Here is a 17,933-nt window from a genome sequence, read left to right on the forward strand (position 1 = left end):
GGCGGCTCCCGAAAGGAATCATCCCCATGGCACAGGTAACCCTCGAAACCAACGGACAGGTCTGCCCCTTCCCCCTCGTCGAAGCCAAGGACGCCATGACCACCCTGGCAGCGGGTGACGAACTGGTGATCAACTTTGACTGCACCCAGGCCACCGACGCCATTCCGCGCTGGGCCGCTGAAAACAACTACCCGGTCACCGATTTCTCCAAGATCGGTCCGGCGGAATGGTCCATTACGGTCCAGAAGGCCTGAGCCTGCTGAACTCTGACTTGCGGCACCCCAAAAAATCCGGGGTGCCGCAGTCAGTTCTAGTTGGCAGTCAGTTCTAGCTGGCAGTCAGTTCTAGCTGTTGGATCGTGCGGCAAAAGCAGCGAGCCGCTCCCGGGTGTCCGCTGAACCGGCCATCGACGCGATGGTTTCAGCTTCCTCCTGCAGGTGGGCCTCATAGCCTGCCAGGCTCCGCGCACGCAGCAGCCGCTTGGTGGGGCCGAGCACGGCAACGGCTCCCGCCGCCAGTTGCTGTCCCAGCTCCTGTGCCCTGCGGGCAAGGTCCTCCGCGGCCGCCACTTCGTTGATCAGACCCCACTCCAGGGCGTCGGCGTGATCGGCCACCCTACCCGTGAGACACATTTCGGCCGCGCGTCGCGGGCCGGCCAGTTCGGGCAGCAAATAGGACACCCCGCAGTCAGGCGTCAGCCCGACCCCGGCATAGGCGCTCAGGAACCGGGCCCGCGGCGAGGCAAGAACGAAATCCGAGTTCAGCGCCAGGCCCAGGCCCGCACCGGCTGCAGGTCCGTTCACCACCGCGATGCTGATCAGGCGGGACTTGGCCAGCGCCAGGACTGCTTCATGCAGCTTGCCGGCCAGCTCCTTCAGGAAACCGCCCTGATCCGCGGCTGCAGCCATCGCTGCCACATCACCTCCGGCACAGAAAAACCGGCCGTTGCCCTGCAGCAGCAGGACATGGCAGTCCGTGCGGGTTTCGGCCTCAGCGAGCGCTGCGCAAAGTTCCTCAGCCAGGACCAGGCCAAGGGCATTCGCCTGGTCCGGGCGGTTCAGCGTCAGCCGCGCCAGCGCGCCGTCGTACTCGAGCGTGAGATGGCGGTAGGTCATGCGGCAGGTCTCCTCGTGCGTGGGCGGTCATCCGGCTGCGTGCCAGTCTAACCGTGCCGGTCAACATCTTCCCCTCCGCCGCCCGCTGGGACAGAATGTGGGCCAACAGGTCCGCTGATGCGCATTGGTGCTGACGCGGCAAGCAGTCGATTATGGGGGTACCGCGTGTCCGTCAGTCCGCTTCTTTCACTGTCCCGCAGCCAGACGCTGGGCGATCTTCCCCGACGAAGCGCCCAGCGCTTCCCCACCCGGACCGCCGTCGTTGACGGCACCACCCGTCTCACCTTTGCGGACTTCGAGCGGGCGGTAGCCGCGGCAGCATCCGCCCTGCAGACCCGCGGCATAGCGCCGGGAGACCGCCTGGCCCTGCTCTCCCGCAATACGTGGCAGTTTGCGGCGCTGGCCTTTGCCACGGCCCGCGCGGGTGTGGTCCTGGTGCCGATCAACTTCATGCTCGGGCCCGACGAGGTGGCCTACGTGCTGGATCACAGTGGTGCCACCGCATTTGTGGTCCAGGACGCGCTGGTTCCGGTTGCCGAAGCCGCCATGAAAGCGGCGGAAACCGACGTCGTCGTTGTCCGTTCCAGCATCTGCGCCGGCCCGGTGCCGGCGGGCTGGGAGGATGTGCAGGATTGGTTCGAATTCGACGGCGGGACACCGGAGCCTCCCCTGGTGGCGGATGATGATCCGGTGCGGCTGATGTACACCTCGGGCACGGAGTCACGGCCCAAGGGGGCTCTCATGTCCAGCCGGTCGCTGATGTGGGAGTACGTCTCTGCAGTGGTTGACGGCAACATGAGTTCCGAGGACGTTGATCTGCACACGCTGCCGCTGTATCACTGCGCCCAGCTGGACTGTTTCCTGGGCCCGGATATCTATCTGGGTGCCACCAGCATCATCCTTCCGGCACCCGACCCGGCGGCCATCCTGGCAACCATTGAACAGGAAAAGGTCACTAAGTTCTTCGCTCCCCCGACAGTCTGGATTTCCCTGCTGCGCTCACCCCGGTTCGACGCAGCTGACCTGTCCTCTCTGCGCAAGGGCTACTACGGCGCATCCGCTATGCCCGTACAGGTGTTGAAGGAGCTGCAGGAGCGCCTGCCGGACGTGCGGTTCTGGAACTTCTACGGCCAGACGGAAATGGCGCCGGTGGCCACCATCCTCGGTCCGGAGGACCAGCTGGCCCATGCCGGGTCAGCGGGCCGGCCGTCGCTGAACGTAGAGACTGCCGTGGTTGATGATGAGGACCGGCCTGTGCCGGCCGGCACGGTCGGCGAGATCGTACACCGCAGCCCGCACGCCACCCTGGGCTATTACCGCGATCCCGAGCGTACCGCCGAGGCTTTCGCCAACGGCTGGTTCCATTCGGGCGATCTGGGGTATTTCGACGACGAAGGCTACCTGAGCGTGGTGGACCGCAAGAAGGACATGATCAAGTCCGGCGGAGAGAATGTGGCCAGCCGTGAGGTGGAGGAGGCCATCTACCTGCTCGACGGTGTTGCCGAAGCTGCAGTGTTTGGAGTCCCCCATCCGCACTGGGTGGAGGCCGTCGCCGCAGTGGTGGTTCCGCGGCCGGGCGTTGAGATGATGCCGGAAGAGGTCATGGCGCACACCCGCAGCTTGCTGGCCGGTTACAAAACACCCAAATACGTGGTTATAGCCGAGTCGCTGCCCAAAAACCCCAGCGGCAAAATCGTCAAGCGGCAGTTGCGCGATCAGCACACGGGACTGGGTACTGTTGGGGCGTGAGGCGGATCACACTCGATAACCGGTTAAAGGAAGCGCACCCCCATGGAACACAGGTACCTCGGCAACAGCGGGCTCAAGATCTCCGAAATCATCTACGGAAACTGGTTGACCCACGGCTCCCAGGTGGAGAACGACATCGCCACCGAGTGTGTCCGTGCCGCAGTGGAAGCCGGGATCAGCACCTTCGACACCGCTGATACGTATGCCAACACAGCTGCGGAGACAGTCCTGGGTGCCGCCCTGAAGAATGAGCGCCGGGAATCACTGGAGATCCTGACGAAGGTGTACTGGCCCACTGGTCCTGCCGGACACAATGATTCCGGTCTGTCCCGCAAACACATCATGGAATCCATCAATGGTTCCCTGCGGCGGCTGCAGACGGACTATGTCGACCTGTACCAGGCGCACCGCTATGACTCGGAGACGCCCCTGGAGGAAACCATGCAGGCCTTCGCCGACGTCGTACGGCAGGGCAAAGCCCTGTACATCGGTGTCAGCGAGTGGAATGCCGAGCAGCTCCGTGCCGGACAGGCACTCGCCAAGGACCTGGGATTCTCGCTGATCTCGAATCAGCCGCAGTACAACATGCTGTGGCGGGTCATCGAGGCGGAGGTGGTTCCAGCGTCGGAAAAGCTGGGTATTTCACAGATTGTCTTCTCCCCCATGGCCCAGGGTGTCCTCAGTGGCAAGTACAAGCCGGGAGCCGACTTGCCCGAAGGCAGCCGTGCCACGGACTCCAAGGGCGGCGCGAAGATGATTAGCCGGTGGATGAACGACGACGTGCTGGCCGGTGTGCAGAAACTGCAGCCGATTGCCGATGAAGCCGGCCTGACGATGGGCCAGCTGGCTGTCGCCTGGGTGCTGCAGAATCCGAACGTGGCGGCCGCTATCATCGGTGCCTCCCGGCCGGAGCAGGTCACCTCGAATGTCCAGGCGGCGGGAGTGGAACTTAAACCCGATGTCCTGGCCCGCATAGACGACGCCGTGGGCTCACTTGCCGAGCGTGATCCCGCAAAGACCCATACCCCGGAGAGCCGTCCATCCTAGATGCCTGATGAACACTTGAAGGCTCCGCTTCCGCTGGCTGGCCGCACGGCAGTTATCACCGGGGTCAGCCGGCGACGAGGGATCGGCTTTGCCGTAGCGACCCGACTGGCACGGATGGGCGCGAGCCTTTATCTGGCGCATTACTCCCCGCACGATGCGGACCAGCCATGGGGCGCAGACTCGATTGACGACGTCGTCGGCGCGCTGCAGGGCTTCCTCACCAACGGGGCGCAACTGGAGCACGCCAGCATTGACCTCGCGGATGCCGGCGGTGCGGAACAGCTCATTCGAGACGCTGCCGCTGCCCTGGGACATCTGGACATACTGATCTGCAACCATGCGCGCAGCGGCGGTGACGGAGCGCTGGCGGAGATGACAGCCGAGAAGCTCGATGCCCATTGGCAGGTCAATACCCGCTCAACCCTCCTGGCCACCCTCGGGTTTGCCCGGCAGCACGACGGGCGTCCCGGAGGACGGGTTATCTGGATGACGTCGGGGCAGATCAACGGCGGGATCATGGAGGACGAGATTGCCTACGCAACTTCGAAGGCCGCTCTGGCAGGGATCACCCCATCGGTGGCAGCGGACCTGATCCGCCGGGGAATTGTCCTTAATACCGTGAACCCCGGCCCGGTGAACACAGGCTATCTGGACCTTGAGACGGCCGACCGTTCCCCGGAAGTCGTTGCCGAGGTCCTTTCGCGGTTTCCCGGCGGCCGCTTCGGTGAACCGGATGACCCCGCCCGCCTCATCGCTTGGCTGGTCAGCGACGAGGGGCGGTGGATGGTGGGACAGGTGCTCACCAGTGACGGCGGGTTCCGCTAATCGGTTCGCCGGTAACTACCGGGGGTTAGTCGGCAGCTAACCAGGTCTAGAAGGGTGTAACCACGTCTAGAAGGGTGGCGGGTCGTCGCCGTAGTCGTCTGGGTCCGGGTCCGCGGCCGATCCCTGAGACGACCGTCCGATTGCAGCGGGTCCCGTGGCTTCCACTCTGGGTCCCGCGCTTAGTCCTGTGTTTGGTGCTGCGTTTGGTGCTGCGGCCAGGGTGAGGTGCGGATCGGTCCGGTAGGTCCGACCGCCCGGCGACGTCCACTCAATAATCCCGGGACTGCGTTGTCGTGCTTTCCAAAAACCCCGGGACTTGAACATGTGATGCCGCCGGCACAAGTGCTCCAGGTTTTCGTGATCGGTGCTCCCGCCGTGGGACCAGGGTTTGGTGTGGTCGATCTCGGCGATCACGGCGTTGGTCCGGCACCCCGGGAACCGGCAGGTTCCGTCCCGGGCCCGCAGCCAGCGCTGCAGCCCGGCAGGTACTTTCCGCCGCCGCCCGACCCGCAGAATCTCCTCAGTGTCCGGGTGCCGTTCCACCGGAGTCCAGTGCACTGCCTGCCGGGCCAAACGACGGGCAGTTTCCGGGCTGATCGGCCCGTATCCGTGCAGTTCGGCAGGCTGTTCCTCAGCACCGAACAGGGTCTCGGCAGTGATCAGGACCAGAATCTCCGTTCGGGCCCGGGCTCGTGCTCGGGCCCGGTTATCCTTCGTGCCGCTGCCGCTGTCCCTGTCCCTGCGGTCCCAGTTGCCGTTGCGTCCAGAATCTGGGGCACGGCCACCCAGGCCGTCGCCGTCCATCGCCTCGCTGGCCGGCCCACTTTGTTCGAGGTCATGGCTGTCCGTTGCATCCCTTTCGTCAGGGTCACCCTCGAGCAGGTCAGCCAGAATGTCCGCCCGCAACTGATCCACTCCCCGCGAATCCCCCGCACCCCGCTCACCCCGCGCCGCCGTCGTCAACTGCGTATACACCAACTGCGCCCGCGCTGCCGGCAATAACGCCGACAACCACGACATCCCGTCCTCATCCGGCACCAAACACACCCGCCGCCGTTCAAAAGCACTCTTATGCCGGACCGGAATGGTCTCCGGATACCGGCCCTCCCGCAACCTTCTGGCCTTCACCCGGAACTGGGACGACGTCTGCCCCGCACCAGCGGCCTCCAGCAACACCGTTTCGAAACCGGCCAGCTCAGGCTCGGGGACGTTTTGGGATTGGTCCAGGACCGTCTGCGCATGCCCGTAACCCAGGCTCCCGTCCTCCAGCCGGGCAAGGGTTGCGGTGTGTGTGGTGCACAACCGTCCCGCCTCACTCATCAGCATCTTCGCGGTATTCGTGGGAAGGTGCAGGATGGCTGCGGCTTCCTCCGCGGCCAGGCTAAAGGTCAGGGCCGGATCCTCCCGGCCGATGTCTTCGAGCAGGTCGTCCCGGAAGAGGATTTCCATCCGGTGCAGCACTTTGGCCTGCTGGGCCTGCGCCCACCGCACCAAAGCATCCAACCGGGACAACACCACTGAGGACTCGTCCTGGGTCAGGGCCTCCGCACCCTGCAGGACCAACGAACCCGTCAAACCGTCGCGGTAGGCTGGATCCATATGAACGGTTTCGGGATCCCTCGGGGCGTTGTCCGGCTCAGTCGCAAAAACCGACAGGCTCGGGCCAGCAGCCTGCCCGGCACCGCCACAATCACCGGTGCCGCCGCGTCGAAAAGATCCGTCCTGATCCATGGCTTCAGGCTTTCACCCGCCACCGACATTTCCGTCCCGAAAACAGCCCCAAAAGCGCCAAAATAGAGACTTTCGAGGTCCCGAGATACCCGTCTTTTCGGAAGAACTACTTGGGAAGGGAAGCGCTTACCTGCGGAGCAGTCGCCAAAGGACGCACGTCTGGGTCAGCGAAGGCCTCGATCCCACCACAGCCAACCGAACCAATCGGAACACCACAGCCCAACCGACCAGGCACAGCCAACCGAACAAACACAAAAGCGTGGACCACCTCCTGAATAACCAAGAGCCGGTCCACGCTTCATGCCTGAGAGTCCGGAAGCTTCGAAACCCGTCAGCCCGCGTGAGCCACGGCAGGAACCTTCAGCAGGTCCTCCTTGGCCGGACGGATCATAAAGAAGCCAATCGGTGCGGCCAGAAGAATCGCCGCACCGGCCCACATGAACGCTGCCGAATATCCGCTGACCAAGGCACCGGCCTGGACACCGGGGAGCACCTCGTTGCTGCTGAGATACGCCGTCATGGCAGCCGTATAGATAGCCGTGAACAGGGCCGTGCCAATGGAACCGCCAATCTGCTGCGTGGCGGAAACAGCGGCACTGGCAACGCCGGCGTCGTGCTCGTCAATCCCGGCGAGCGCCACGTTCTGCAGGGGAACAAAAATCATCGCCAGGCCGAAGCCCAGAAGAACCAGCCCGGGCAGGACCTCCAGCGCATAGTTCCCCTCCACAGTGATGAAGGACAGCCAGAAGAGGCCGACAGCACCAACCACAGGCCCCACCGTCATCGGCAGGCGGACACCCGTGCGGGGCAGGAACTTGGACAGCACGCCTGCACCGGCAGTGATGGCGAGCGTCATCGGAAGCGACGCCAGGCCGGACTTCAGCGGCGAGTAACCCAGGACAATCTGGAAGTAGAAGACGAGGAAGAGAATTCCGCCCAACAGGGCTGCACCGGTCAGGGCCGAAATCAGGAAAGCACCGCCGCGGACCCGGTTGGCCAGCACGCGCAGGGGAAGGAGCGGGTTGGATACCTTGGATTCCACAAAGACGAAGGCAGCGAGGACGACGACGCCGGCTGCCAGGAACCCGATGGTTTCCACCCGCGCCCAACCGTTTTCAGCCTGGGCGAAACCGTAGACCAGCGACGCGAGTCCGGCAACGACGAGGATGGCACCGGGAAGGTCGTAACGCGTGTTTCCGTGGGCCTTGCTCTCACGGATCAAAGGCAGACCGGCAGCCATGGCGACGACGGCGATGGGTACGTTCACGAGCAGGCACCAGGTCCAGGACGCGTACTGCGTAAGGACGCCGCCAAGCAGCAGGCCGATGGCTGCACCGCCGCCGCCAATCGCGCCGTACACGGCGAAGGCTTTGATACGGTCCTTGCCCGACGGGAACGTGATGGTCAGAATTGCCAGCGACGCCGGTGCCAGGAGTGCAGCAAACGCACCCTGCAGGCCACGGGCGGCAAGCAGCATTTCAGTACTGGATGCAAAGCCGCCCAGCGCTGAGGCAAGGGCAAACCCAAACATGCCTGCCATGAAGGTGCGCTTGCGGCCCCAGTAGTCCGCGATGCGTCCGCCAAGAAGCAGCAGGGACCCGAAGGCCAGGGCGTAAATGGTGACCACCCAGGTCCGGTCGCCGTCGGACATGCCGAGATCCAATTGGGCGTCCGGCAGGGCGATGTTAACGATTGTCCCGTCAAGGACCACCATCAGCTGGGCCAGGGCGAGAACAGACAAGAGGAGCCAGCGGTGCGGATGCGCCGAGTGGTCAACGGCCGGAGGCGATCCGGCGGGGGTGGTGCGGTCCATGTACGGGAAATCCTCATTCAAAACGAACTGGTTGGTTGGCTTAGATAGACTACAGGTATGAGAAGCGACGGCGAAGCAACACGGGCCAGAATCATGGCTGCAGCACGCACTGAGTTTGCCCGGCATGGACTGGCCGGCGCACGTGTGGACCGGATAGCCGCGGAGGCCAAAGCCAGCAAGGAGCGCCTCTACGCCTATTTCGGCGACAAACGCTCGCTCTTTGCCGCGGTGCTGAGGGACAACCTGCAGGAAACTACGGATCAGGTTTCGAGGGACGCCACAGACTTGCCGGGATTCGTTGGCGCGATGTTTGACCACGCCGTAGAAGAACCCGAGCACCTGCGCATGCTGGACTGGGCACGGCTTGAAGAAGAGCCCAACCTGCTCCCGCCAACACCTTGCGGCCGGCCGGGCCCCCGCAACGAAGACATCGTCAGCGCCCAGGAACAAGGCCTCATCGATCCGGCCTGGGACCCGGACGATTTAATGGTTCTGCTCTTCTCCCTGGCCACGGCCTGGGCACAGTCACCTGAAACCCTCTTCACGGGAAAGCCTGAAGGGTCCGGCAAATCACGGGACCGGCGCCGAAAAGCTGCCGTTGCCGCGGCCCGCCGCCTCCTGGAGCCAACACCGCAGACCCAGCAGAGGCACTGACCGCGAACGGGTGACACCAGCTACCGCAATACGGCGACTTGGTTCATTGGCTCATCCCCCGGGCATTGCCATACTGGGAAAGTCTTCGCACGATTCCTCCTCTGCCGAAAGGCCACCCTGTGCCAGAGCGAACCATCGTCATTACCGGGGCAAGCGACGGCATCGGTGCCGCAGCAGCCCGCAGCCTGCACAGCTTAGGCAACCGGGTCGTCCTCGTCGGCCGGTCGCCGGAGAAGACGGCCGCCATAGCCCGTGATCTGGGCGGTGCCGACTATTACTTGGCGGATTTCTCCCGGCTCGACGACGTTCGCACCTTGGCTGCCACACTGCTGGAGCGCTATCCGCGCATCGACGTCCTCGCCAATAATGCCGGCGGCATCATGGGCCCGCGCGAAGAAACCCCGGACGGCCACGAAAAGACACTGCAGGTGAACCATCTGGCCCCGTTCCTGCTGACCAACCTGCTGCTGGACCGCCTCACGGAATCACAGGCAACCGTCGTCAACACATCCAGCGTGGCCAACAGCATCTTCGCCCGTTTCGATATCGACGACCTGGAGGCCCGCCGAAAGTACACTCCCAACCGTGCGTATGGAAACGCGAAGCTTGCCAACATCCTGTTCACCCGGGAGTTGGATGACCGGTACCGTGCCCGGGGCATCTCAACCGCGGCCTTCCATCCCGGCGGGGTGGCAACGTCTTTCGCCGCTGACTCCACCACCATGATGCGCCTGATGTACCGGACGGTCCTCAACCGATTCCTGCTCTCCCCCGAGCAGGGCGCCGAAACGCTGGTGTGGCTGGCCACTGCGGACCCGGGAAAGGACTGGCAGCCCGGCAAGTATTACTACAAGTGCAAAATCTCCACCGCCAATAAGGACGCTTACGACGCAGCCCTGTCCGCCCGGCTGTGGGCAGAAAGTGCCCGGATGGTGGGACTGGCCGACGGCTGACGGGTCGTGTCGGGGGCTGGCCTCTGTTACCCGCGCACGGGCTTGGCTACCGTTGGTGAAAGGGGGGTGGCCGCCGAGGAGTGAGCACCTATGTACGACTTATCCGGCATCAACGTTTCAGTGCCGCCGTCGGGGCCGGGCTGCGTGGAATGCAGTGCGGACGGAGGCTGGTGGTTCCACCTTCGCCGGTGTGCCGAATGCGGCCATATCGGCTGCTGCGACAACTCTCCGGGACAGCATGCCACCGGCCACGAGCAGTCAACCGGCCATCCGGTGATCCGCAGCTATGAACCCGGTGAAGACTGGTTCTGGGATTACCGGACCAGTTCCGTCTTTGCGGGCCCGGAGCTCGCACCACCGCTAAGCCATCCGCTGAGCCAGAGCGTGCCCGGGCCCGCTGAAAAAGTTCCACCCGGCTGGCAGAGTGAACTGCACTAGTCAGCGCCGCCCGCTGACCGGGGGTTCGGGCGATTGGTGCGCAAATCACATCAGTCAAAACCGCACGTGCCACAGGCGTAATCTGGAGTCATGGCACGCACATACATAGTTACTGGATCAGGATCGGGAATCGGCGCCGCTACAGCCGAACTGCTGCGCGAACGCGGCAACACCGTTGTGGGAGTGGATCTTCGAGGTGCTGAGGTCGAAGCGGACCTGAGCACTGCCGAGGGCCGCCGCACAGCCGTTGAGAAGGCCGTGGAGCTCGCCGGCGGCAAGGTGGATGCAGTCATTGCCTGTGCAGGCATCTCTGCACCCGCGCCCATCACGGTTGCCGTCAACTTCTTCGGAGTTACCGAATTCCTCGAAATGCTGGCCCCCACGCTGGCCAAGAGCGACGCGCCGCGCGCGGCCGTCGTCAGTTCCATGGCGTCACTCCAACCCAACTCCCCCGAGCTCGTTGACGCAATGCTGGCAGGCGACGAGGCCCGCGCGCTGGAAATCGGTGCAGCCCTCGCCGAGCAGGGTCCCCGCGTTGGATACCTCAACTACCCCTCCTCCAAGCGGGCCCTCAGCCGCTGGGTTCGCCGCGCAAGTGTCACTGACACCTGGGCCGGCGCCGGCATCCCCTTGAACGCCGTTGCCCCGGGCACCGTCCTCTCGGCAATGACCAAGGAACTGCTGTCCACCCCTGAGGGACGCGAAATGGTGGACTCCTCAGTCCCCATGCCGCTGAACGGCCACTCCGAGCCCGTTGTCATTGCCCGGCTGCTGGCCTGGCTGACGAGCGAGGAAAACACGCACACCACGGGTCAGACCATCTACACCGACGGCGGCGCAGACGCCACGCTGCGCGGAGACGACATCTGGGGCGCATAGCAGGCACCCCCTGACCGGCTGTTACTTCTGTCGGACAACTGTCGAAGCAGCCCCGGAACTCTTGTTCCGGGGCTGCTTTTGTTTGCGGCGCAGGATGCCCAGCCGCAGGGACAGGTACGCAAGGCCCCCCGCAGGAATCGGCAGCCAGAACTGCACCAGCCGCCAGGACAGCACTCCGAGGACTGCAGCATGGTCCGGCGCGCCGAAGGCCACGAGCATGGGCACCAGCACTCCCTCCACCAACCCGAGTCCGCCCGGGGTGAGCGGCGCCAGAGCCACCAGGTTGGCGAGTGAATAGGCCAGCAGCAGTTCTGCGGGATGAAGGACGTGCCCGTAGGCGGCGAGGAAAACCCAGAGGCACGCAGCGTCGAGCACATAACGCAGCGCGGCGAGGACCACCGCTGCAGCGAACCTGCGGGGGTCCCTGCGGAACATCTGAACCTCGGCAGCGATCGTCCGAACAAACTGCTCGGCTGAGGCGGGAGAAATCACCCTAATGGTTCGGGCCGCACTGCTTGCGATGCGGACAGCTCCGTCCAAATGCCGGTCCAGCACCGTTAGCACGGCCACGGACAACACCAGCAGCACCAGGACCACGGCCCCGGCAGTACTGAGATAGCGTCCTGCCACAGAGGTGCTGTGAACCGTCAGCAGTCCCGCACTGAACAGACCGGCCAGCACCAGATTGGCTCCAACCACCTGGACGGTCGCGGCGCTCAGCGCGTTTTCTGACTGCACTCCGCACCGGGTAAGCAGGCGGAAGCGGGCGGCCGCCGACGTCGTCCCGCCGCCGGGAACGGTGTGGTTGACGGCCAGGTCTGCGAGATCAATCCGGAACAAGGTGAAGAATCCCGGACGCTCCTCTCCCGGCAGTACCTCGCGCGTGAGCCAGCTGTAGCTGGCCAGTGATCCCGTCTCCAGGCATACGGCGAGAAGAATAAGGATGGCCGGCAATCCCAGGACGGCGGAAACAATGTTCCCTGATCCAGCCAGCTGCGGCAGGACGATGTATTCGATAACCAGCACCACAGCCAGTACAGCAGCCGCCCATCTCAACAACCGTGAATGCGCCACCCGGCGCCAGGCCTGGTGCAGGTGCTGGAGCATCCTTCAAGAACAGCAGAATGGCGGCGTCCAAGCCAGAGCGGAGGCGGACGGGTCCCCTGTGAAGTTCCATCACGAGAGCGCCGGGCCCAAACTTGCCCTCCGCAGCAATTTTCTGACACGATGTTGGCATGATGCTGACATGGTGTTGGCATATATCCACAACCCACGGAGATTCCCATGTTTTTAGCGCTGCGTGAACTGCGCTTCGCCAGGGCCCGGTTTGGCCTGATGGGCGGCGTCATCGCCTTCATCGCCATCCTGATGGTCCTGCTGTCCGGCCTGTCCTCCGGTCTCGTCAATGACGGCGTCTCCGGGCTCAAGTCCATGCCCGCCACAGCTTTCGCTTTCAATGAAGGCACCAAGACCGACAACGCGTTCTCGCGAAGCGTCGTCGATGAGTCCCAGGCCGAAGCATGGCGCAGCCAGCCCGGCGTTGCGGATGTCACGCTGATGGGTGCTTCCATGATGAACGGCACCACCGGTGACGGCACCCAGGTTGACCTTTCCCTCTTCGGCGTCGATTCCAATGCCTTCCTCGCGCCGAAAATCGGTGAGGGGCGCGCTGCGTCCGCGCCGAACGAGATTGTTGTCTCCCCTACGGGAGCAGATGAAGGGCTGGAACTGGGCTCCGTTGTCACCCTGGAGCGGATCGGCACGGAGCTGACCGTGGTTGGCTACACAGCCGATCAGGCCACCTTCGGGCACGTGACAGTTGCCTATCTTCCCCTGAGCACCTGGCAGTACATTGCCGGCGGCGATGCGGGTCCCGGGGCACCCTCGGAGGCCGACACCGCCGGAACGTCGTTCGACACGGCCAGCACCGTGGCGCTGCTCGCCGAGGACGGCGCCGATATTGACTTCGCTGCAGGCGACGAAGTTGCCGGAACCGTCACGTCCACGCTGAAGGAATCCTTCAACGCGTCCCCTGGCTACAGTGCAGAAACCCTGACCCTGCAGATGATCCAGGTTTTCCTGTACGCCATCTGCGCACTCGTTGTCGGAGCCTTCTTTACCGTGTGGACCGTCCAGCGGAAGCACGAACTGGCCGTCCTGCGTGCCATCGGCGCCTCAACCGGCTACCTGCTGCGCGACGGTCTGACCCAAGCTGCCATCGTCCTGGTCGGCTTCACCGCCGCCGGCGTGCTGGTTGGCCTCGGCATGGGTGCCGGGTTGACCGGCACTGCCATGCCGTTCGCCCTGGAAGCCGGTCCCATTGGCCTCGCCACGGCTCTGACTGTCCTGCTGGGATTGACCGGCGCCGCAGCCGCCATCATTCGAATTTCCAGGGTTGATCCCCTGGCCGCCCTGGGAGGACAGCGATGAATACAACGACCGAACCAATCACGGACACTGCCCTGGGACTGGTGATCGAGGGAGCCAGCCTGGCCCTTGGCGACGGTGACGCCACCGTACAGGCCCTGGATAACGTCTCCCTCACGGTTCGCCCGGGCGAGCTTGTCGCCGTCGTCGGCCCCTCCGGAGCCGGCAAGTCGAGCCTTCTCGCCGCGGCCGGCGCTCTTACCAGCCCCGACGCCGGAACCATTTCCATCAACGGAACAGACCTCGCAACATTGAACAGTGCTGCCCGCGCCCGCTTCCGGCTGCGTAACATCGGCTTTGTCTTTCAGTCCGGGAACCTGATTCCGGCGCTGACGGCCGGTGAGCAGCTGGAACTGGTGCACCGAATGGCGTTCGGCAAGAAGCGCTTCGACCCCCGGGAGCTGCTCGCAGCCGTTGGAATGGACCACAAGCTCAAGAGCCGGCCCGACCAGCTCTCCGGCGGTGAACGCCAGCGCGTGGGAATTGCCCGGGCGCTCGTGACCCGTCCGCCGCTGCTGCTGGTGGACGAACCCACGGCTGCCCTGGACCGGCGCCGCAGCCAGGAGGTCGTGGCGCTGCTGGCCCGCGAAACCGCTGAGCGCGGCGTTGCTACAGTTATGGTGACGCACGATCATGACGTTCTCCACCACTGCCACCGCGTGGTGGAGATGGTTGACGGACGGCTCATCAGCTAGATATCAAACACAGCAAGTAACAGGAGGGCATGTGCCCCGCATAACCGCCCCCACGGTCGCAGAACACCGTGCGGCCCAGCAGCGGGCGCTTCTTGATGCGGCACGCACTCTGCTGGCCCAAACGGGTGAGGCTCCCAGCATGGCCGATGTGGCCGCGCTGGCGGGCCTCGCCCGCCCCAGTGCCTACCAGTACTACAAGTCCAGGCAGGACCTCCTGCATGCACTTGTCCTGGATGTCTTTCCCCGCTGGGCACAGCGGGTGGAAGAAGCCATGCGTGCCCAGCCCGAACCGGCCGACCGCATTCTCGCCTACGTCCTGACCAATATTGCCCTGGTTGCCGAAGGCGAGCATGCCGTGGGCAACGCACTGGCCGCCGTGGCGCCCAGTGAGGAACTAAACACCCAAAGCGCCATCATGCATTCACAACTTCTGGATCCGCTGGTCGGCACGCTCCGCGAGCTGGGGGCCGAGGACCCGGCTGCCACGGCGGAACTGATCAACGGAATTGTTCACACAGCCACCAAGCAGCTGGAGTCAGGCACACCGCAGCAGGCCGTCAATGCACGCGTCACCGAGCTCCTGGAACCCTACGTCCGGCAGCACCGAAGTGAAGCTGCCAGAGAGCAGCAGCCATGATTGACCCCAGCACCGGGACCAACACCGCCTCCCCCGGCACCTCTACCCAAGCGTCCCCGCCCCGCACCGGCCGCAGCAGCAGGACAATTATTCTGGCCCTCGACGTCGTACTGATCATCCTGTTCGCCGCGCTGGGACGGGACACCCACGAGCACGGGCTGGATCCGGCCGGCATCCTCGTAACCGCCTCACCGTTCCTGGCAGCCTGCCTGGCCGGCTGGGTACTCCTGGCCCGCTGGAAATCCCCGGCGTCGCTGTGGCCGGCGGGTGTAGCCCTGTGGCTCATCACCGTGGTTGCCGGGCTCGGCGTGAGGGCGCTTTTCGGCGGCGGCGTCGCCCTGAGCTTCGCCATCGTGACACTGTGCGTCCTCGGCGCCTTCCTGCTGATTCCGCGCGCGGCCGCGCATCTGTGGGCCCGCAGGAAGCACTGACCCGTCACTGTTTCACCCTGCGGCAAGCGCCGGTGCTTCCGATAGGCTCGCAGTAGTGCGGCCTCCAGCACCGAAGCATCAGCCTCCACCCCCGCCAGCATTTTCGAAAGGCTCACCATGATCACCGCTTTTGTCCTCATCCAGACTGACTCCGCCCGCATCCCCGAGTGTGCCGAGGAGATCTCGGAGATCGAAGGCATCAGTGAGGTCTACTCAGTCACCGGCGAATGGGACCTCATCGCCATCGCCCGGGTACGCCGTCACGAGGATCTCGCCGACGCGATCGCCAACCGGCTCTCCAAGGTCAACGGCGTCATCGGCACAACCACCCAGATCGCTTTCCGCGCGTACTCCAAGCACGATTTGGACGCTGCTTTTTCCCTGGGATTCGATAGCTGACATCGCCTGATTCCGCGTTGCATATCACAAAATAACGGCAGGCGGAACACGATTTCATAACAATTCATAAGGCCCTTACCTCCCCCGGCCGGGGGAGGTAAGGGCCTTTCTCGGATGATGTCCGGCACTATATTTGTCGTTATAGCGACAGATTCCGGACGCGAAAGCTGACGCCGCCAGCGGGACCAAAACGGCTGAATAAAACCGTTTTTCTTCCCCGGTACTACCGGGTGACCTCTATCCAACGGTCGAGAGCTGCCTGGGCCGCACCGGAGTCGATCGCCTTTTCTGCACGGCGGATCCCGTCCGCCAAACGTTCCGGCAGGTCCGCGTCCGCGTGCGGGTCCAGTGCAACCAGCGCGGCACCGGCGTTGAGGACCACGGCGTCACGGACCGGCCCCTTGTCACCAGCCAGCACGCTGCGCACCACTGCGGCGTTCGCGGAAGCATCCCCGCCCCGCAGATCGTCCAGGGTCGCCCGGGGGATCCCGAGGTCCAGGGGATCCACCGTTGACACCTCTACGGCCCCGTTACGGACTTCCCAGACGGTGGAGGCGCCCGTCGTCGTCATTTCATCCAGGCCGTCATCCCCGCGGAAGACGAGGGCGCGAACTCCGCGGGCCGCCAGGACTCCGGCCATCAGCGGTGCCAGCCGAGCATCGGCCACCCCGATCGCGGAAGCAGCGGGGCGGGACGGGTTGGTGAGCGGTCCCATGAAGTTAAAGGCAGTGGACACACCCATTTCCCGCCTCGGCACAGCTGCGTGCCGCATGGACGGATGGAAGACCTGAGCGAAACAGAAGGTGATGCCGGCCGTGGCCGCCGCCTCCGCCACCCGGTCGATGGGGAGGTCCAGGCGTACCCCGAGTGCCTCTATGACGTCAGCGGATCCCGACGACGACGACGCTGCCCGGTTGCCGTGCTTGACCACTTTCGCTCCGGCCCCGGCGCAGACGAGGGCGGCCATGGAGGAGATATTCACTGTGTTGTGCCGGTCACCTCCCGTGCCCACGATGTCCAGAGTCTCCCCCGGAATATCAATGGGCCGGGAGTTCTCCAGCATGGCCTCCACCAGGCCTGTCAGTTCCTGGACCGTCTCCCCCTTGGACCGCAGGGCCACCAGGAAGCCTGCCATCTGGGCGTCCGAGGCTTCGCCGGCCATGATGGAATTCATCGCCCATCGCGTCTGTTCAGTGCGCAGATCCTGACGCAAAATCAGGGCGTTGATGAGCGTCGGCCAGGTGTGTTCGGAGCTCGGATTCGTAGTCACATCCCCTAGGTTATCTACGAATCGTAGAAAAAGCGGATTTGTTTCTGACGAGCCACTTCCGCGCCGTTACTGGGATCCGCGGGGTTTCGGCACTATTTTGACGCGCCGACCGTCTTTATCTGTTGGAGAACTGGAGAGTTTTACGTCCATAATGTCTATGTGACAACAGCGACCCATGCCCCCAGTACCCCGGCTCACCCCACGCTGAACCGCCCCAATATGGTTTCCGTCGGAACCGTAGTGTGGCTGGCCAGCGAACTGATGTTTTTCGCCGCTCTCTTCGCCATGTATTTCACCCTTCGCTCCACTTCGAGCGATCTGTGGGCCATGGAGACCGAGAAGCTCAACGTTCCGTTTGCGTTGGCGAACACGGTGATCCTTGTTCTTAGTTCCGTTACCTGCCAGTTCGGCGTCTTTGCCGCAGAACGTCTTCAGCCGCGCCGCACGGGAGGACTCTTCCAAGTTTCCCGCTGGGGCATGGTCGAGTGGTTCCTCCTCACCTTCCTCATGGGTGCAGTCTTCGTGTCCGTCCAGGCTTACGAATACGCGATGCTCGTTACCGAAGGGGTGTCGATCTCCTCGAACTCCTACGGTTCCTCGTTCTACCTGACCACAGGCTTCCACGGCCTCCACGTCGCCGGTGGACTCATCGCGTTCCTGTTCATCATCGGACGTGCCTACGCAGCGAAGCGTTTTGGACACTTTGAAGCCACTTCCGCGATCGTGACCTCGTACTACTGGCACTTCGTGGACGTAGTCTGGATTGCCCTGTTCGTCATCATCTACTTCCTCAAGTAACACCTGCTTGAGTCGGCAATTACCAAAGAAATCCACAGTGGCACCAGCACACCAAAGACCACACAAGTTAGG

The 17,933-nt window shown here is 63.9% G+C and carries 19 protein-coding genes; 14 read left to right on the top strand and 5 right to left on the bottom strand.

Translation table 11 applies throughout. From position 1 onward, the window contains the following. Window positions 1–26 precede the first annotated feature (26 nt). The gene (locus tag CXR03_RS10400; RefSeq protein WP_104054125.1) at window positions 27–254 is read left to right on the top strand and encodes a sulfurtransferase TusA family protein; all 228 of its coding nucleotides are present in this window, start codon (window positions 27–29) and stop codon (window positions 252–254) included. Between the two features lie 90 nt (window positions 255–344). On the opposite strand, the gene CXR03_RS10405 is transcribed toward CXR03_RS10400, so the two are convergent. After that, window positions 345–1,115, bottom strand: a complete 771-nt coding sequence (locus CXR03_RS10405; protein ID WP_104103716.1) for an enoyl-CoA hydratase/isomerase family protein — start codon at window positions 1,113–1,115, stop codon at window positions 345–347. Window positions 1,116–1,280: 165 nt separating this feature from the next. On the opposite strand from CXR03_RS10405, the gene CXR03_RS10410 reads away from it, so the two are divergent. Genes CXR03_RS10410 through CXR03_RS10420 form a run of 3 tightly spaced genes read left to right on the top strand, consistent with a single transcriptional unit; the run spans window position 1,281 to window position 4,736 of the window. Beyond that, complete coding sequence (locus tag CXR03_RS10410; protein ID WP_258073591.1) at window positions 1,281–2,864, top strand: fatty acyl-CoA synthetase; 1,584 nt, start codon at window positions 1,281–1,283, stop codon at window positions 2,862–2,864. Window positions 2,865–2,906: 42 nt separating this feature from the next. Next, complete coding sequence (locus CXR03_RS10415; RefSeq protein WP_104103718.1) at window positions 2,907–3,911, top strand: aldo/keto reductase family protein; 1,005 nt, start codon at window positions 2,907–2,909, stop codon at window positions 3,909–3,911. Further along, window positions 3,912–4,736 (top strand): SDR family oxidoreductase, encoded by an 825-nt coding sequence (locus CXR03_RS10420; RefSeq protein WP_104103719.1) that lies wholly within the window; start codon window positions 3,912–3,914, stop codon window positions 4,734–4,736. Window positions 4,737–4,802: 66 nt separating this feature from the next. On the opposite strand, the gene CXR03_RS10425 is transcribed toward CXR03_RS10420, so the two are convergent. Both CXR03_RS10425 and CXR03_RS10430 read right to left on the bottom strand, forming a co-directional pair. Further along, window positions 4,803–6,335 (bottom strand): HNH endonuclease signature motif containing protein, encoded by a 1,533-nt coding sequence (locus tag CXR03_RS10425; protein WP_181034552.1) that lies wholly within the window; start codon window positions 6,333–6,335, stop codon window positions 4,803–4,805. 463 nt (window positions 6,336–6,798) lie between these two features. Next, entirely contained in the window at window positions 6,799–8,280 is a 1,482-nt protein-coding gene (locus CXR03_RS10430) for an MFS transporter (protein ID WP_104103721.1), read from the bottom strand. A gap of 57 nt (window positions 8,281–8,337) precedes the next feature. On the opposite strand from CXR03_RS10430, the gene CXR03_RS10435 reads away from it, so the two are divergent. The 4 genes from CXR03_RS10435 to CXR03_RS10450 all read left to right on the top strand — a co-directional run bounded on the left by CXR03_RS10435 (window position 8,338) and on the right by CXR03_RS10450 (window position 11,204). Continuing rightward, window positions 8,338–8,934 carry a TetR family transcriptional regulator gene (locus CXR03_RS10435; RefSeq protein WP_104103722.1) on the top strand — a complete coding sequence of 199 codons (597 nt, stop codon included), beginning with the start codon at window positions 8,338–8,340 and terminating at the stop codon, window positions 8,932–8,934. Between the two features lie 119 nt (window positions 8,935–9,053). After that, a complete protein-coding gene (locus CXR03_RS10440; RefSeq protein WP_104103723.1) occupies window positions 9,054–9,887 on the top strand; it encodes an SDR family NAD(P)-dependent oxidoreductase in 834 nt (277 codons plus the stop codon). Window positions 9,888–9,977: 90 nt separating this feature from the next. After that, entirely contained in the window at window positions 9,978–10,325 is a 348-nt protein-coding gene (locus CXR03_RS10445; RefSeq protein ID WP_104103724.1) for a UBP-type zinc finger domain-containing protein, read from the top strand. A gap of 90 nt (window positions 10,326–10,415) precedes the next feature. Beyond that, window positions 10,416–11,204 (top strand): SDR family oxidoreductase, encoded by a 789-nt coding sequence (locus CXR03_RS10450; protein ID WP_104103725.1) that lies wholly within the window; start codon window positions 10,416–10,418, stop codon window positions 11,202–11,204. 21 nt (window positions 11,205–11,225) lie between these two features. Here CXR03_RS10450 and CXR03_RS10455 read toward each other — a convergent pair whose 3' ends face one another. Then, window positions 11,226–12,311, bottom strand: a complete 1,086-nt coding sequence (locus CXR03_RS10455) for a lysylphosphatidylglycerol synthase transmembrane domain-containing protein (RefSeq protein WP_104103726.1) — start codon at window positions 12,309–12,311, stop codon at window positions 11,226–11,228. Window positions 12,312–12,488: 177 nt separating this feature from the next. Here CXR03_RS10455 and CXR03_RS10460 point away from each other — a divergent pair, with 177 nt between their 5' ends. From CXR03_RS10460 to CXR03_RS10480, 5 genes are all read left to right on the top strand, one after another. Beyond that, window positions 12,489–13,634: an ABC transporter permease gene (locus CXR03_RS10460; RefSeq protein WP_104103727.1), complete on the top strand. Its 1,146-nt coding sequence runs from the start codon at window positions 12,489–12,491 to the stop codon at window positions 13,632–13,634. Beyond that, a complete protein-coding gene (locus CXR03_RS10465; RefSeq protein ID WP_104103728.1) occupies window positions 13,631–14,326 on the top strand; it encodes an ABC transporter ATP-binding protein in 696 nt (231 codons plus the stop codon). Before CXR03_RS10460 ends, CXR03_RS10465 begins: the two co-directional genes overlap by 4 nt. A gap of 31 nt (window positions 14,327–14,357) precedes the next feature. Beyond that, entirely contained in the window at window positions 14,358–14,963 is a 606-nt protein-coding gene (locus CXR03_RS10470) for a TetR/AcrR family transcriptional regulator (protein ID WP_104103729.1), read from the top strand. After that, the gene (locus tag CXR03_RS10475) at window positions 14,960–15,394 is read left to right on the top strand and encodes a DUF3054 domain-containing protein (protein WP_104103730.1); all 435 of its coding nucleotides are present in this window, start codon (window positions 14,960–14,962) and stop codon (window positions 15,392–15,394) included. The genes CXR03_RS10470 and CXR03_RS10475 overlap by 4 nt, the downstream gene beginning before the upstream one ends. A gap of 117 nt (window positions 15,395–15,511) precedes the next feature. Then, window positions 15,512–15,793 (top strand): Lrp/AsnC family transcriptional regulator, encoded by a 282-nt coding sequence (locus CXR03_RS10480; RefSeq protein WP_104054109.1) that lies wholly within the window; start codon window positions 15,512–15,514, stop codon window positions 15,791–15,793. Window positions 15,794–16,016: 223 nt separating this feature from the next. On the opposite strand, the gene trpD is transcribed toward CXR03_RS10480, so the two are convergent. Beyond that, window positions 16,017–17,063 (bottom strand): anthranilate phosphoribosyltransferase, encoded by a 1,047-nt coding sequence (gene trpD, locus CXR03_RS10485; RefSeq protein ID WP_104103731.1) that lies wholly within the window; start codon window positions 17,061–17,063, stop codon window positions 16,017–16,019. Window positions 17,064–17,222: 159 nt separating this feature from the next. Here trpD and CXR03_RS10490 point away from each other — a divergent pair, with 159 nt between their 5' ends. After that, on the top strand, window positions 17,223–17,861 hold the full coding sequence (locus CXR03_RS10490; RefSeq protein WP_104054107.1) for a heme-copper oxidase subunit III: 639 nt from the start codon (window positions 17,223–17,225) through the stop codon (window positions 17,859–17,861). Window positions 17,862–17,933 lie beyond the last annotated feature (72 nt).

It is taken from the genome of Arthrobacter sp. 08Y14, assembly GCF_002929455.1.
In the GTDB taxonomy this organism is placed as follows: domain Bacteria; phylum Actinomycetota; class Actinomycetes; order Actinomycetales; family Micrococcaceae; genus Arthrobacter_B; species Arthrobacter_B sunyaminii.

Bases quoted from the DNA above. Each gene is read 5' to 3' on its own strand.
- CXR03_RS10400 (WP_104054125.1), top strand. From the start codon at position 27: ATGGCACAGGTAACCCTCGAAACCAACGGACAGGTCTGCCCCTTCCCC.
- CXR03_RS10405 (WP_104103716.1), bottom strand. From the start codon at position 1,115: ATGACCTACCGCCATCTCACGCTCGAGTACGACGGCGCGCTGGCGCGG.
- CXR03_RS10415 (WP_104103718.1), top strand. From the start codon at position 2,907: ATGGAACACAGGTACCTCGGCAACAGCGGGCTCAAGATCTCCGAAATC.
- CXR03_RS10420 (WP_104103719.1), top strand. From the start codon at position 3,912: ATGCCTGATGAACACTTGAAGGCTCCGCTTCCGCTGGCTGGCCGCACG.
- CXR03_RS10425 (WP_181034552.1), bottom strand. From the start codon at position 6,335: ATGGATCCAGCCTACCGCGACGGTTTGACGGGTTCGTTGGTCCTGCAG.
- CXR03_RS10430 (WP_104103721.1), bottom strand. From the start codon at position 8,280: ATGGACCGCACCACCCCCGCCGGATCGCCTCCGGCCGTTGACCACTCG.
- CXR03_RS10435 (WP_104103722.1), top strand. From the start codon at position 8,338: ATGAGAAGCGACGGCGAAGCAACACGGGCCAGAATCATGGCTGCAGCA.
- CXR03_RS10445 (WP_104103724.1), top strand. From the start codon at position 9,978: ATGTACGACTTATCCGGCATCAACGTTTCAGTGCCGCCGTCGGGGCCG.
- CXR03_RS10450 (WP_104103725.1), top strand. From the start codon at position 10,416: ATGGCACGCACATACATAGTTACTGGATCAGGATCGGGAATCGGCGCC.
- CXR03_RS10455 (WP_104103726.1), bottom strand. From the start codon at position 12,311: ATGCTCCAGCACCTGCACCAGGCCTGGCGCCGGGTGGCGCATTCACGG.
- CXR03_RS10460 (WP_104103727.1), top strand. From the start codon at position 12,489: ATGTTTTTAGCGCTGCGTGAACTGCGCTTCGCCAGGGCCCGGTTTGGC.
- CXR03_RS10465 (WP_104103728.1), top strand. From the start codon at position 13,631: ATGAATACAACGACCGAACCAATCACGGACACTGCCCTGGGACTGGTG.
- CXR03_RS10475 (WP_104103730.1), top strand. From the start codon at position 14,960: ATGATTGACCCCAGCACCGGGACCAACACCGCCTCCCCCGGCACCTCT.
- CXR03_RS10480 (WP_104054109.1), top strand. From the start codon at position 15,512: ATGATCACCGCTTTTGTCCTCATCCAGACTGACTCCGCCCGCATCCCC.